At 35.1% G+C, this 15529-nt stretch carries 14 protein-coding genes; 11 read left to right on the top strand and 3 right to left on the bottom strand.

Annotated elements, in window-relative coordinates:
- The first annotated feature begins 82 nt into the window (after positions 1-82).
- Both Gferi_RS07800 and Gferi_RS07795 read left to right on the top strand, forming a co-directional pair.
- Positions 83-877: an epoxyqueuosine reductase gene (locus tag Gferi_RS07800; protein WP_069975202.1), complete on the top strand. Its 795-nt coding sequence runs from the start codon at positions 83-85 to the stop codon at positions 875-877.
- Between the two features lie 705 nt (positions 878-1582).
- Positions 1583-2935: a YjiH family protein gene (locus Gferi_RS07795; protein ID WP_236932710.1), complete on the top strand. Its 1353-nt coding sequence runs from the start codon at positions 1583-1585 to the stop codon at positions 2933-2935.
- Between the two features lie 108 nt (positions 2936-3043).
- Here Gferi_RS07795 and Gferi_RS07790 read toward each other — a convergent pair whose 3' ends face one another.
- Positions 3044-4282 (bottom strand): diaminopimelate decarboxylase family protein, encoded by a 1239-nt coding sequence (locus Gferi_RS07790; protein ID WP_069975196.1) that lies wholly within the window; start codon positions 4280-4282, stop codon positions 3044-3046.
- Between the two features lie 103 nt (positions 4283-4385).
- Here Gferi_RS07790 and Gferi_RS07785 point away from each other — a divergent pair, with 103 nt between their 5' ends.
- The 9 genes from Gferi_RS07785 (at position 4386) to Gferi_RS28020 (ending at position 13003) form a co-directional block, all read left to right on the top strand.
- Complete coding sequence (locus Gferi_RS07785; RefSeq protein ID WP_069975195.1) at positions 4386-5705, top strand: aminotransferase-like domain-containing protein; 1320 nt, start codon at positions 4386-4388, stop codon at positions 5703-5705.
- A 175-nt stretch (positions 5706-5880) separates the two neighbouring features.
- On the top strand, positions 5881-6330 hold the full coding sequence (locus tag Gferi_RS07780; protein WP_069975193.1) for a DUF5946 family protein: 450 nt from the start codon (positions 5881-5883) through the stop codon (positions 6328-6330).
- A 536-nt stretch (positions 6331-6866) separates the two neighbouring features.
- Complete coding sequence (locus Gferi_RS07775; RefSeq protein WP_069975188.1) at positions 6867-7187, top strand: PadR family transcriptional regulator; 321 nt, start codon at positions 6867-6869, stop codon at positions 7185-7187.
- Positions 7180-8379, top strand: a complete 1200-nt coding sequence (locus Gferi_RS07770; protein ID WP_069975186.1) for a DUF2812 domain-containing protein — start codon at positions 7180-7182, stop codon at positions 8377-8379. The genes Gferi_RS07775 and Gferi_RS07770 overlap by 8 nt, the downstream gene beginning before the upstream one ends.
- A gap of 50 nt (positions 8380-8429) precedes the next feature.
- A complete protein-coding gene (locus Gferi_RS07765) occupies positions 8430-8999 on the top strand; it encodes a YdeI/OmpD-associated family protein (RefSeq protein WP_069975184.1) in 570 nt (189 codons plus the stop codon).
- A gap of 232 nt (positions 9000-9231) precedes the next feature.
- Positions 9232-9933 carry a response regulator transcription factor gene (locus Gferi_RS07760; RefSeq protein WP_069975182.1) on the top strand — a complete coding sequence of 234 codons (702 nt, stop codon included), beginning with the start codon at positions 9232-9234 and terminating at the stop codon, positions 9931-9933.
- Positions 9914-11380 carry a sensor histidine kinase gene (locus tag Gferi_RS07755; RefSeq protein ID WP_207645809.1) on the top strand — a complete coding sequence of 489 codons (1467 nt, stop codon included), beginning with the start codon at positions 9914-9916 and terminating at the stop codon, positions 11378-11380. Before Gferi_RS07760 ends, Gferi_RS07755 begins: the two co-directional genes overlap by 20 nt.
- A 98-nt stretch (positions 11381-11478) precedes the next feature.
- Complete coding sequence (locus Gferi_RS07750; protein ID WP_069975176.1) at positions 11479-12594, top strand: TolB family protein; 1116 nt, start codon at positions 11479-11481, stop codon at positions 12592-12594.
- Between the two features lie 244 nt (positions 12595-12838).
- Positions 12839-13003, top strand: a complete 165-nt coding sequence (locus tag Gferi_RS28020; RefSeq protein ID WP_156782344.1) for a hypothetical protein — start codon at positions 12839-12841, stop codon at positions 13001-13003.
- Between the two features lie 413 nt (positions 13004-13416).
- On the opposite strand, the gene Gferi_RS07745 is transcribed toward Gferi_RS28020, so the two are convergent.
- Together Gferi_RS07745 and Gferi_RS07740 are read right to left on the bottom strand one after the other, a co-directional pair.
- Positions 13417-14910, bottom strand: coding sequence for a tripartite tricarboxylate transporter permease (locus tag Gferi_RS07745; RefSeq protein ID WP_069981347.1), 1494 nt, complete (start codon positions 14908-14910; stop codon positions 13417-13419).
- Positions 14911-14934: 24 nt separating this feature from the next.
- Entirely contained in the window at positions 14935-15453 is a 519-nt protein-coding gene (locus tag Gferi_RS07740; RefSeq protein WP_069975175.1) for a tripartite tricarboxylate transporter TctB family protein, read from the bottom strand.
- Positions 15454-15529 lie beyond the last annotated feature (76 nt).

Here is a 15529-nt window from a genome sequence, read left to right as displayed (position 1 = left end):
TGCATTAAAACATCATGGAACTTACTAAAAAATAGTAATAGCTTCTTATGACCGTAGAATTTAATTTTAAAGGGGAAAAAATATGAATGATTATGTAACTTTATTAATCAAAGATTATGTAAAAAGTTATAAAGTATTAAAAGGAACAGAGTCCAATTGGCGTGAACCAATTATTGGGATTGCTAGTGCTGCTGACCCTATGTTTTCAGATCTTAAAGACTTAATAAGCACTTCTCATGCATTGCCATCAGATTTTATTAGTGATGCAAAATCTATCATTGCGTTTTTCTTGCCTTTTAGTGAAAAAATTGTGAAGAGTAATATAGGGAATATTGAAAGTTCAAGAGAATGGGACATTGCCAATATCGAAACAAATAATCTTATAGTGGATATAAATAAATATTTATATAAAAAGTTAACGGAAAAGGGTTATGATTCTACTGTCTTACCACCTACTTATAATTACGATGAAAAACTATTAATTAGTGATTGGTCACATCGGCATGTTGGATATATAGCGGGCATTGGAACATTTGGAATACACAATATGTTTATAACTGAAAAAGGATGTTGTGGTAGAATTGGAAGTATTATTACGAATATGCCATTAAAACCTACTACAAGAAAAGAAAATGAAAACTGCCTTTACAAGTATAATGGGACATGTAAAAAATGTGTTGATTATTGTGTTGTTGATGCAATTTCAACCGATAATGGATATCCTTATGTTGACAAAAAAAGATGCAATGATCAAATTTATGATGATAACATACCAGAATATCCTATTGGTATTGGAGATGCATGTGGTAAATGCATGTGTAATGTGCCGTGTTCTTTAATGAATCCTGTAAGTAAGCTAAAAAATAAAAGTGTATAGAGCAAGCAACAAACATTTAAGTTAATAAGTAACAAATCTTATGATCTGATTCAATCATATCTCCTATGATGCGTACAATTAATTAAACATTGAGTATCTATATACATAGAATAATTTTACAAACGGGTAATGATAGGATGGCGAAGTAGTCCGCTTGTCCTTATATCACACCTTCTGCCGTTGCTGTCAGGTCAGCCTGTCGGTAATGACATATGGATTGCGTTCGCGTGGTGCATTGGAATTATGCTTGTAGGATATATCTTCACGATGAGGCGTATAAAAGCCGGTGTAAAAGAGCTTTTTGTAAAGGGACTTACTTATTCTGAAAAATGAAATCATCATTCTATCAAAATCCACTTGGAGACAGTACTGAGGGTGATGCGGAAATAGGCTGATATTAGAGGTTTTAAAGGTTTTTTAATGAATACTGAAATGTGGTTTATTTTCCCTCAGACTTATGGTTTGAGGGGATTTTTATTAAAGGGCTCAAGGATTATAGGGATTATTTCGAGCTATCTGTAAAGTGGAAGCGTAGCTACACCAGAAAAGAAAGGTGGATACGCACTTGCATTGTCATGAATGAAATGAATATTCATGCAATTTAAACAATGAAAAATGCATAAAAATACATTGCAACGCACTACAGACTATGTTATTCTAGGAAATGTGCACTTAAGTCAAAGAAAAATGGGGGCTACTAGTATTATGAGTAAATTTAAATTTGTATTTTTATCAATTGTTGGGTATATATTCTTTCTAACGCCTTTTAGTTTTGGCGGTGAAAAGAAGATTGCTATTTCACATATTGTGAATTTTATTACAGGAAATATCTATGATTTGTTTATAGGATTCACTATTCTATGTGCATGGCTTGTATTAATTACGACTGTACTTTTCATTTTTTATTCATCAAAGAATGATTTTATTAATTCTGTATTCAAAGCATCACCTTTGAATGTTGTGCTTAGAGTGGGTGGCTCATTCTTATATTTGATGGTGCTTAATAATTGGTTTGAAAACTATGGTATTGCAAGTATTATTCTAGATGGCAATACTGGAGGACTTATGGCTGGAGAAGGAGGTCTGTTAACGACACTGTATATAACATTCTTTGTTGGTATAATTGCCCTTCCTTTATTAACACATTTTGGTTCTGTTGAATTCATAGGAATTTTATTAGGCTCTATCGTTGAAAAGCTATTCAAAGTACCAGGATACTCAACGATTGATGCAATTGCATCCTTTGTTGGGGATGGTACCATTGGTATTGTAGTAACAGATACCCAGTATCAAAGAGGATACTACAACAGAAGAGAAGCCTATATTATTGCGACTAGTTTCTCTATTGTAGGTATTGCCTTTGCTTCTGCAGTGGCTGAAGAGTTAGGATTTTCACATATTTTCCCGATTTTTTATGGATCTATTGCATTGGTAACGGTCTTATTAGCTTTTATTACAGCTCGAATGCCACTTAAGAAATTTAAATCGACTTATTATGAAGGTGTGAGCCCGAATAAGATTGAAATTCCAGTAGATAAAACGGTCTTACAACATGCATATGATTCTGCAATAAAGCAAGCGGATAGTGTAAAAATTGGAGAAGCCTTGGTGCAATCTCTTAAGGGTGTTCTGAATATATATGTTGGTTTTTTACCTATCATTATGATGGTAGGGACTTTAGCTTTGATTGTGGCAGAATATACTGGTTTTTTTAATATCATTAGCGCACCACTGGTGTTTGTTTATACGATGATAGGTTACAGCAAAGAAGTAGCCGCAATGATGGCACCAGCATCGGTTGCTGGATTTGCTGATATGTATTTACCAGCATTGTTTATCAGCGAATCAGCTTCTGAAAGCTCAAGATTTCTTGTTGGCGTACTGGCATTTACCCAGTTGGTATTTATGTCTGAAACCGGAATGGTTTTAGTAAAAAGTAAAATTGGTTTGAATTTTTGGGATGTAATTAAAGTATTTATTTTTAGAACTGCGTTATCGTTGCCAATATTAGTAATTATAACAAAAATCTTGTCATATTTAGACATCATATCTTTTTAAATAATAGTATATAAAAGGGGCTATTGCGTTTAACGCAAGGCTCTTTTTTGTATACAGAATAAAATAATGAATGTAACAGGCACTTTTCCAAAGTGTCTGTTACCAAATTTAAAATTTAAGAGTAGCAAAATAATCCTCTGGAGTTTCAGCTCGGCGAATCATCTTTACTGATCCATCTGTGCAGAGCAACAGCTCTGCTGGACGAAGCTTTCCATTGAAATTGTAGCTATGTGAGTAAGTATATGCACCTGCATCATGAAATACTAAAATATTACCTTCCTTAGTATATGGAAGAAGTCTATTAACTGCAAACCGGTCTCTATCTTCACATAATGCTCCAGTTACATCATATACACAATTACACGCCTCATTTTCATTACCCATAACAGTAATATGATAATAATCATTATACCTTGCAGGACTCATGAAGCTATTTGTGGAAGCATCAAGTCCTAGAAAATTCTTATAAGTTTTTTTTACGTGCAGCACTGAAGAAACAAAATACCCATAAGGGCCTGTCATATATATTCCAAGCTCAGTAAATAATGAAATTGGGTCAAGCCCTGCAGCTACAATAGTTTCATCATAAGCTTTTTTAATAGAATAGCTTATTGCTTCGATATTAGCTGGGGAATCATCTGGCAAAAAAGGAATACCAAGTCCACCTGCTAAGTTGATAAAATCAACTTTTATTCCTGTATTATTGTATAAGTCTATTACGAATCTAAAAACCTTACGAGAATTATTTCCAAAGTAATCGGCATCTCTTTTATGGGCTCCAAATTGAGTATGAATTCCAAAACGATTTACTCCTAATTCTTGAAGATATCCAAAACCATCATAAATCTGGTCTTGCGTGGAACCGAATTTACTACTTCTAAAATTTATAACAACTTTATCTTGATACTTTATATCTTCACCAAGATTGAGTCTACAACATATTATTTCAGGTATACCTGCACAATTATTTAAAAAGTCTATATGCGTAGTATCATCTAGATTAATGATAGCACCTAGATTTTTAGCAAGCACGTATTCATTAGAGGGGGTTACATTAGATGTAAACATGATCTCTTCCTTTGAAAAACCACATAGATCAGCTAGAATCAATTCTGTGAGGGATGTACAATCTACGCCGCACCCTTCTTCTTTAAAAATTTTTAGAATGGATGGATTTGGAGTAGATTTAACTGCAAAATATTGATGGTAGCCACCATTCCATGAAAAAGCCTTCATTAAATCTCTAACGTTCTCGCGAATTGCCTTTTCATCATAAATATAAAATGGGGTTGGAAACTCCGATATAATCTTTTTAAGTTTATCGTATGAAAATGGAACGGTTTTCATTTTACATTACTCCTTTTTGTTTGTGATATAATAATTTTAATGGAAATAAAATGAAGAAACCAGTATAGAATTTTTAATGTATACCGGTATAGGGTGGGCGAGTATGGAGTATAAATACGAAGTTGTTGCTGATTTAATCAAAAAAAACATTTATTCTGGAAAGTATAAACCAGGTGAAAAATTACCATCAATTCAAAAGTTATCGAAGGCGTTAACCTATAATACTGATACAATAATAAAAGCTTATAATCAGTTAGAAGAAGAACACTTAATTTATGCAGTCCCCAAAAGTGGTTATTATGTTATGAAAAGTGAAGATAAGATGGGTACAGATAAAAGTGTTATTGATATGCTAAACATTTATCTTCCTGATAAAATTAATCCATACAAGGATTTTTATCACTGCATGGATAAAGCAATTTCAATCTATGGAAACAAACTTTTTGACTATTCTTCCCCAAAAGGCATGCCCGAGCTAATTAATGTTTTGACTAAACATTTGATGAATTTTCAAATATTTACTAAGCCAGACAATATATTTATAACAAATGGTTCACAACAGGCTTTATACATACTTGCAACTATGGCATTCCCGGAAGGCAAATCGAAAGTACTTGTTGAACAACCTACCTATTCAGTAATGCTAAAAATATTAGAAAGTGCTAAAATCCCTGTTATTGGTATTGAAAGAACATATGAAGGTATAGACTTAAATGAACTTGAGGCAATACTTAAAAAAGGGGATATAAAATTCTTTTATACAATGCCAAGATATCAAAACCCTACTGGATTTTGCTACAATAATACACACAAAAAAGAAATTATAAGATTATTAGAAAAGTATGACGTATATATTGTAGAAGATGATTATCTGGCAGATCTTGAATTGGATAAAAAATCAGATCCAATGTACACCATGGCAGATAATGACACAAGTATATATATTAGAAGTTTTTCAAAAACCTTACTTCCAGGATTGAGGTTGGGGATGGCAATACTTCCAAAAAAATTACAACAAAAATTTATAGATTTTAAGTTCAGTATAGATTTAAATACATCTATCCTTACACAAGGTGCTCTAGAAGTTTATTTAAAAAGTAGCATGTACAAGTTTCATATAAAAAGAACAAGAAAATTTTATAAAAATAAAATGGATGTTTTAAGAGCGCTATGTAATAAGGAGGTAAATGATAAAATAGCTTGGTATATCCCTGAGACTGGATTATATGCATATATGGAGACAAAAGAAGTACAATCCGATGCACTTGAAAAAAGTCTGTTAAATAACAAGGTCCTCGTTAGCAGTACAAGAAGCTGTTATATTGAAGACTTTAAGCATGCTGAGGGTATACGACTATGTGTATGTAATGCAACTGATGAAGACATAAGAAGAGCAGTTAATATCATTGAATCTCAATTCTAGAGAAGCCCAGGGCTGTTTTGATTACCATGCTATGTATACAACACATGCTGAGATCGTTTATAAGTTAGCGCTGCTTTGCTATTAAATTTCTAAGATAAAGAATGAAGTTGACATTTACGTTACGTAATAGGATAAACTGATAATTAATGATTCTATTAAAGGAGTTTGATAATAAATGGTGGATAATAACACAGTTATGAAATCGGGTAGATGTTTAGAATGTGGAAGTAAGGAGACCGATGGATTTTCATGCTATGAGCTATTCGGGTTTCCACTTGTTTGGGAGCATAATGACCCCCACCTATATGAACTGCATTTTTGGCTTGTTTCATGTTATATGATACAACATCCATCAAATTATACAAAAGAAGGATATAAGCATCTAGTTAAATTATTTATCGATGCTTATGATAATAAATGGGATACACCATATATTCTTAAGAAGAATCGAGAGATAGTAAAATCAGTGGGCAAAATAACAAACCCTATTCCAAGCAAGGAAAGAAAGCGTAAACTAAGATTGTGGTCTATGACAATTGAAGATATATATTTAGGTGGGGAGAAAAATGCAATTGTGAATATTAATAAATGGAAAGAACAAATGAGAAATGAGTTAAGTTGTTGAAAAATAACAAAAGAAACACCTTTTAAAAACGATGCTACAATATAGACGGATATCGACTTCAATGTTTAACTTTCTAAGTAAAGGAAATCAATGTAATGTGTATATATGCTTAGAGAAAATAATAAATAATATTTCTTAAAATAACGAGAAATTTGAAAATGGTTATTTGAAGGTATACCCTTGACCCATATTATTCAATAAGGGATGGTTTGGACAATACACGCAAAATAATAGAAATAAAGGTATAAATAGAGAGAAGGACAGAAAAGTAAGTGAGTCAAAAAAAGGGTCTCTGAGACATCTGTACCTAATGAGAAAGTACTTGATGCAACGGAGAATGAAGTAGTGATCGAATAGATTATAAATAAGCCGCTTGGGGTGCATTCAACTCAAGCGGCTTACTTTTTTTATTGTGAATAAATAACTAGTGATTTGAAAAAAGGAGTATAGACTTCATTGACAAGAGAAACTTAAAGAAGTAGTATTATGTTAAGCGATATATCGATATACATAATAGGATAGAAAGGATGTTTGCGATGCCATATAATGGTGGGCCTATGACAGAAGCAATGTACTATGTGTTGTTAGCACTGATGAATCCAAACCATGGATATCAGCTAATGAATGCAATCACAAAAGTTTCTAATGGTAGATTGAACATGGGGCCAGGAACGCTTTATGGAGTTCTTAGTCGGATGCAGAAGGACGGATTGATAACATTAGCAGAAGATGATGGTAGAAGGAAAACCTACAAAATTACAACGGATGGAGAACAAGCTCTCCGTATAGAATATAGTCGATTAGTGGCTTTAATACGAGACGGAAAAATTTTAGAGGAAGGTGATGAGGGTGAATAAGATCATTCGCAAGCTCCGACCCAGTGACTATTGGCGTATTGGAGAGCACGAAAGCTGGTTTACAGATATGGCGGCTGAAGGATTGCATTTGAAAAAGATGGGGCTTCACTTTGCTCAGTTTGTCAAAGGGGAGCCGAAAAAAATGAGATACAGAATAGATGTATCATCCAATAAAAAGATTACACTAGAACAAAAGCAAATGTATGCTGAAAGTGGATGGGATTATGTTGCAAGCTATGGGGATTTTAATGTATTTTCATCACCTGCTGAGCTGAATGCACCTGAACTTCATACTGATCCTGCTGAACAATCCTATACAATGAAAAAATTGGGTAAAAAATTACTAGTAAACGCACTTATCGTAGTTACTTCAGTAATTATAATGATAGGTATGCTATCTGCTATTTTGTTTCTTGATGGAACACCTGTTTTGGCACTAGTAAAAGGAACAATCATTCCACAGATTATATTAACGATTGTTATGCTATATTTAGCCTACACTTCCTTACAGGCAGCTATATCTATACGTAATTTACAAAAGACTCTGTTAGACGGAAAACCTATAAATCATCATACACCCTGGAAAAAGCGCAAAAGACTAAACTTTATCATTGCTGTAATTTATAGTTTCGTTGCTATTTCTGCCAGTAGTATATCTTTTGTACAACTTGCTAAGATGGAGACGAAAACATTACCATTAACGAATACGGATTTACCTATTGTAAGACTGGCCGATGTAGAGAAGAATCCTAATTTAATTCGAGAGAATTCCTCTTATATTCGTAATGACATTGACTGGGGTAATAGGTATAGTTCTGATTGGAGTTTATTAGCACCAGTACAGTATGAATCAGATGAAAATGGTATTGTTCCGGATCAAATGTGGAAGGATGGTAGTGGAGCATATTCACCAAGTATTCGCACTATGGTTTATAAACTCAATTTTCCTTTTATTGCAGAGACGCTGATTACTGATTTGATAAAAAGATATAGCCTTGAATATAAAGGTGGAGATTTTATTAAAATAGAGCACACCGGTTTTGATATTTTAATTGTACATGAGGTAGATGCGTTTAAAGAAGTATTTGCTGCTAAAGGAAAAGCAGTAATGTATGTTAGATATTATGGATATGCGGATATAAATTCACTAATTGAAAGTATTGCATATAAGATGAATCTAATTTCCAATTAACCTAAATACAGAATACAGATGATATACTGGATGAAAGGATGAATGTAATTATGGATATGGAAAATATACTTAATGTAACAACAAGAGAAGCGCTAAGGCTTTGGTTACAGGATAATTGCAATATTGAAAAATGTTGCTGGGTAATTGTAAGTATTTCTCCAAAACAAGACACTTTACTATATCTGGATGCAGTAGAAGAGGCGCTGTGTTTTGGATGGATTGATAGCGTTAGAAAGAAGAATTCAAAGAATCAACTTGTTCAAAGATTATCCCCAAGAGCTAAGAAAAGTTCATGGACCGAATTAAATAAAGAGCGAGTACGCCGTCTTGAAAAGCTGGGACTTATGACGGATGCGGGGAGAAAAGTGTTGCCTGATATGCGCAGTGATGCGTTTATAATTGATGAGATTATAGTGAAAAGGCTGAAAGAAGATGATCAAACATTTGAGAATTTTATGAAATTCCCTGAACTCTATAGGAGAATAAGAATAGACACAATCCATCAGGTGAAGAATCAACCTGAATTATTTATAAAGAGGTTGGATAAATTTATAGATCATACAAAGCAGGGTAAGATGTATGGCGCATGGAATGATAATGGCCGCCTCAGTGAATATTAAGGAGAGAATTACAATATTTTTGTAGCTCTTCAATATGACTGAAGTAGAAAAAAGTGCCAGAGATTTTTGACTTTGAGGGCCTTATTAATCATTATGTATAAATCACTGTGGGCCGTCGCTTCCCTTCGCGCGAAAAAAAAGACGAGGGATGCTTCAGTTGTCTTCAAGTACTATGCAGAGTAATCTATCATTTAAGAAATCAAATTATTTTGCTAGTTAGGAAGGGATAATAATGAATGAAAGAATAATGGTAGTAGAGGATGAACAAAAAATTGCTGATGCAATTACATATGCCTTAAGAAGAGAAGGTTATTTGGTGGAGGCTGTCTATAATGGTGCTGATGCGCTGGAAAAGTTAAAGCAATTTTCTCCGAATGCTATTATTTTAGATGTTATGCTGCCGGGGATGGATGGATATGAGATTTTAAAAAGGCTTCCAGATAAAGGCTCCCTAGGTGTTATAATGCTGACGGCTAAAGAAGATATTGTTAATAAAATTCTTGGATTAGAGCTGGGGGCAGATGATTATATAACCAAACCCTTTGATATGCGAGAGCTGCTGGCTCGATTGAGGTCGTTGCTAAGAAGGCTGCAGGCAGCAGGAGAAAAGCAGTCGGATGATCGCATTAAACTAAATGGTGTGGAGATTCATTTAAGTAAAAGAACAGCTTATGCAGGGGAAAGATTGCTTGAGCTCACGCCCAAGGAATATGATCTACTGGCACTTTTGGTATCTAACCCCGATAGAGCCTATTCAAGGGAGCAGTTATTGGATTTGATATGGGGAATGGAATATGTGGGGGGCACCCGTACAGTGGATATACATATACAGAGGCTCAGAAAAAAGCTGGGGGCTGAATTTAACGAGCTCATACAAACCCTTCATGGAGTGGGCTATAAGGCCCTAGGAGGTTATGGTGAAAACAAGTATTAAAATAAAATTCAGCATCTTTTTAGGTATGCTATTGCTGCTCACGGTATTTATTTTAAGTCTCCTGGTGCTGCGGGGAATTGAATCAAATCAGCAGGCTGAGTATGAGGATTATTTGGCACAGCAGGCTCAAAGAGCTAATATCTATTTTATGCAGACAATCTTATCTGAAGCAAATAAGGTGCCTGAAACCTTTCTGGCAACAAAGGGAGAACAATTTGCAGAGGCACTGGAATTAATAAGTGGACAGCGTTTAGCTTTGTATGACAATGAGGGTACATTAGTCAGCAGAAAGATAGCACATATGGATTCCGCTGATATTAGAAGGGCTCTAGGATTTGCCCTAACGAATAAAACTACTTATTTAGTGGAAGGGGACTCTCTGTACTACCTGACGCCCTTGAAAGTAGGACGTGAACAGGTGGGGGTTGTACAGTTTTATTACTCGCTGGCAGGAGAACTTCGATTCTACAATCGCATCCGACAGTTATTTATTAATATTGGGGTGGGGGTATTTCTTCTTAGCTTTATTTTAGCCTATTTTTATTTTAACTCCTTTGCCAATGGAATCATACAGCTGCAGAAAATGGTGGAACAGATCCGTGAAGGGCATTTTGATACCTATGTGCTTTCGCGCAAAGATGAAATTGGAAGCCTTAGCCAAGGGATCCATGGCATGAGCGAAAGGATTCAGAAAAGTATTCAGAATATGGAAGAGGAACAAAAAAAACTTAACCTTGCCATAAATAAATTATCGCTGCTGGATCAGCAGCAAAAGCAGTTTATAGGGAATGTAACCCATGAATTTAAAACACCGCTAACTTCAATAAAGGCTTATGTTGACCTACTAGAAATGTATCCCGATGACCTTGAGCTGCTGGAAAAGGCAAAAGCAGATATCAAAAGCGAGACCCAACGGCTTTATGAAATGGTTGAAAAGGTACTTCAGCTGTCAGCCATGGAAAAGTATGATTTTGAATATAATAAGGAAAAACTGGAGATTGGTCAGGTAATTGAGGGGGTAATCAATAGCCTGAGAGGTAAAATTGAAAAATTTGGTATAGAACTGGAGACGGACTTAAAAGAAACCTATGTGGAGGCTGATAAAGACAGCTTAGCAATTATTCTGGTCAACCTATTAGATAATGCAATCAAATATAATCATACAAGAGGGTATATTCATGTGAAGAATTATCAGAAGGATAATCAAGTAGTCGTTGAGATCGCCAATACAGGTATGGGTATACCTGAAGAGGCTGCCCAAAGAATTTTCGAGCCTTTTTTTACAGTAGATAGAAACAGATCTAGAGAAAAGGGAGGAACGGGCCTGGGTTTGTCGTTGGTCAAGCGAACTGTTGAAGGGCAGGGGGGCTCTATCGCTTTAGTGAAGAGTGATTCAAAGTCCACTGTCTTTAGCGTTATACTGCCCTCCGTTAAAACAGTAGAATAATTTGCAGTATTGATGTATTTGTTTACATAATTGAAACAATTGTATATTGAATAGAAATAATCCCTTGATAAGATATACATATCGAGGAGGCGATATAAATGAACAATAAAAAAGCTAAAAAATTAATATTAGCAATGTCATTACTATTGGTATTAACTGCCTGCAATAAGGAAATGGATGAGGATCGAGTAATAATTAAGGAGCCGGGAAAAACCATAACCATTATTGATGACAAAGATAATGAAGCAGGAGAAGCAGTGATATCGGTGGTGAAAATTGATCGATATGAAAACATGTCAATTACTGATTGGCTAAACGAGAACACCGTAATTGTTTCAAGGGAAAATACCACACTGGAAAAAATGAGCTTGTCGGAGCTGGCAAATGCTCATCCTAGAAGCTTATATCTATTCAATCTGGATAATAAAGAATATAAACTTTTGAAGGAAAAATCTAATACACATCTAGGGGAGGCTACACTGTCAGCAGATAAAAAAAATCTATTGTATTATGAATATACCCTAGGTGACCCTGCTTTTTCTGTGATGAATATGGATACCCTGAAGGACTTTAGTATAAGAGGACCTAATATAGCAGGAGCTATGAGCGCTAAGTGGGGTGACAATGAAACCGTAGTTGGAGCAGACTATAGCGGTGGAGCTTATTTAGCCCATATATCTGGCAAGATTACTTCTATAGAGGGCTTAAAGGGAAAAGCCTTAGTGATTGTGGAACAAATTAAAGATAAAATCTACTACAATACAAATTCTGATGGAAGTCTATGGAGACTTGATTTGGCTACAAAGGAGACTGTAGATTTAAACCTAAAAAATATCTACCGTGTATTCCCTTCGCCAGATGAAAATCAAATGCTGCTAATACAAGGCAGTGGGGCTAAACAAAGCCTGCTTCTCTGTGATACAAATGGCGGCAACCGCAAGACGATTGCTGAGGGCAATGAGATTAGCGGAGTTTCCTGGTCTGGGGATCAAAGACTGATAGCCTATAATATGAAGACGGATATGAATGGCAATACTGTGAATGGTCTTTATATCTATGATACCCTAAAGGGAGAGGCCACTCAGGTTGCTGTGGGTGTACAATACCTAAGTACAAGTTGGAGTCCTTCAAGCGAAGCCCTTGCTTATGCAGAATGGGACGGGAGTAAATATGACAGTAGTATTATATACCTTGAATATACCTTAAGGAAATAATATTGATAAAAGGTAACGGACATTAAATGACAGCCACCATAAAAAATCTCTGATGATAAATTCTCATCAGAGATTTTTGCGTGATTTCATTTCCTTCGATAACGGTTTTCATTTGTTTACAAAAGGATGTACCATGACATCGGGTTAGGGTCTTAAAGGTGTACCCCTTTGAAAAGTTATTCTTCTCCACCTTAATTATATCAAGTATTTCCGGGGAACTGGGCTGGCGATAGGGGCCTTACTAATGATAGGAGGAATTGGTGCGATTATCATGCCAATTATAACTGGTGCATTATCGGACGTTTTGGGTATTTTAGCTGATATGGGTGCTATTGTTTTAATGGTAATATGCATGGTTTTAAGCGGACAAGGAAAACAAGAAAAAAGGAGCATGTTGGTAATGAAATAGAATAATAAGGCAGGGGGCAAACTAAATCGAAAACTTTATAAGTGTAGAATTGAATAAACTACCATAAAACTGGCTAAAAGGATTAGCCAGTTTCTATTTTAGGAGATATTCTAAAATCAATAGGGTTTTTACAATTTTCCTTTGTACTGTTATAATCGTCTCTCAATCTAATTTTTCTGTTCTTCTTGCTTCACCGAATCCCTTTCTTCGAGATTTATCCCGATTAAAAACATTAACCCTTACCCAGACTTAGCACATCGCCTCTAGTCCATTACACTAGTTTTTTTGTGCTCATCTAATTGAGTAAGGGTCCTATATTCACAAAGTTGGTCAATGAATTCTGTGGCAATACTATGTTTTTCCTTAAATGTTGTTAAACAGGAATCCTATGTTATTGTAGCAAATACACATACCTATGCACCAAATTTGACTTTTTTAGAATAAGCTTTAATAAATGTGTTTTTGAAGGCTGGTATATTTGACAAAATGATTGATATTGTCAACGTAAGCAATACCAAAGTTATTGGTTTGAAGAACATTGCCTTAAACATATTATCCGTAGCAGAAGCTAATGAAACAGCCCTTCTAAAATTCGAATCCATCATCCCCCCCAGTACAATTGCAAGTACCGTAGGTGCTACAGGATATTCATACCGCCGCATTAAGAATCCAATCACCCCAAAGACAAACATAAGCACAACATCAAATAGTCTATTATTACATGCAAAAGAACCTATCACACAAAGCACCGTAACGATTGGAAGTAATATGTTTTTCGGAATAGCTATTACTCTAGAAATTCTAGGCGCAACTAAAATACCTAAAACAAGCAAAGCAATACATGCGATGAAGCCTCCAGCTAAAATGACATAAAACATTTCAGGATTTTCCTTAATAAACATAGGCCCTGGTTTTAATCCGTGCACATAGAACACCGAGAGTAAAATTGCCGTTACTGCATCTCCCGGTACAGCTAATGCCAGCATAGGTATTAACGCGCCTCCTATACACGCATTGTTTGAAGCTTCGCTTGCAACAATCCCTTCAACAGCTCCTTTTCCAAAAGCTACCTCAGGGTTTTTAATGACTCTTTTTGCTTCGTTATAAGAGATAAAGGCTGCAACAGGTCCTCCCGCACCTGGAAGTGCACCAATAACTGTACCTATTGAAGATGCATATAGGGACAACTTCCAATGCTTGAGCGTTTCTCGAACATTAATCTTCATCTTTACTAATTCTGAAACCCTTTGTTTTAAATTGTTATCATACACTACACTAAGAACCTCTGTAAATCCAAATAGTCCAACCAGAGCAGGAACCGTAGATATCCCCGACTGAAGATCATATAATCCAAAGCTCATTCTTGGAGTACCTATGATTGGATCAAGGCCTATCATGCTAACAGCCAATCCTAAAGCAGCACTCATTAAGCCTTTAGTATAATTTTTAGAAGTTACAGAGCCAACGGTAGAGAGTCCAAACATTGCTAACAAAAAATAATCCATAGGTGTAAATTTCAATGCAATGTTTGCAACTGGTTTGGCTAAAAATGTTAATGCAATTAATCCAAAAACACTCCCAATAAACGAATATATCGTTGCATAAAATAACGCCTTATGAGATTCTCCTTTATGCGCCAATGGATATCCATCTAAGGTTGTTACAACAGATGAGGGTGCTCCAGGTATGTTAATCAGTATTGCAGAAACAGCACCAGAGAATACGCCTACTACATATACTCCCATAATTGTGGCTAATGCATCTGTTGTACTCCATGTATATGTTATGGAAACAAGCAGAGCTGTGGCCATAGAAACGGAGAGTCCAGGAACTGAGCCTACAAATAAACCTGCTAATGACCCCACAAATACGAGTAAAATAAATCTAATATCTATAAAGGATAGCATCTCTAACAAGAACTTCTCCCCCCTTTATGGTAATAATACATTTAAAAACGTTCTAAATGAAATGCTCAAAAACAAAACTGAAATTACAGGAACTGAAATAAGTATATTAACCCTACGTACACCTAAATAAAACAAAAGTGCTAACAGAAATATTACAGTTACAACTTCAAATGTAGCAATAGATATAGCAAACGAAGAGAATTTAAAGATAATCCTCGGCAGTGAAATCTTGGACAGCGCAATATAATACAATATTGACATAACAAGGATAACGATAACCCCTTTATTATTTTTCTTGATACTGGCCTCTTCCGTATCTATTAGTTCTAATTTTTTCTCTTTATAACCTTGTATAAGCAGACTAATTGAGAGTATAAATATAAAGATTGCTACTAATATCGGAAAGAGATAGGGCGACTGTGACCAGTCTTTATTAAATGAACTTGAATAAGAAGTAATTGAATAAAAACCTAGAGCAACACCAATTATCATAAAGAAAATGCCTTCACCAATGTTGCTGTTAAGCCTTCCTCGTTTTTCCATATTGTTATCACCTTTTCTTTATTCAGTATTATCGGTAATTCAGGTTTTAAGCTTATCGACTAAAGGATTTATTTTC

Origin of the sequence: Geosporobacter ferrireducens, from assembly GCF_001750685.1 — a bacterium.
In the GTDB taxonomy this organism is placed as follows: Bacteria; Bacillota; Clostridia; order Peptostreptococcales; family Thermotaleaceae; genus Geosporobacter; species Geosporobacter ferrireducens.
The sequence above is the reverse complement of the archived record's forward strand: the minus strand, read 5'-3'. Positions and strand labels throughout refer to the sequence as shown.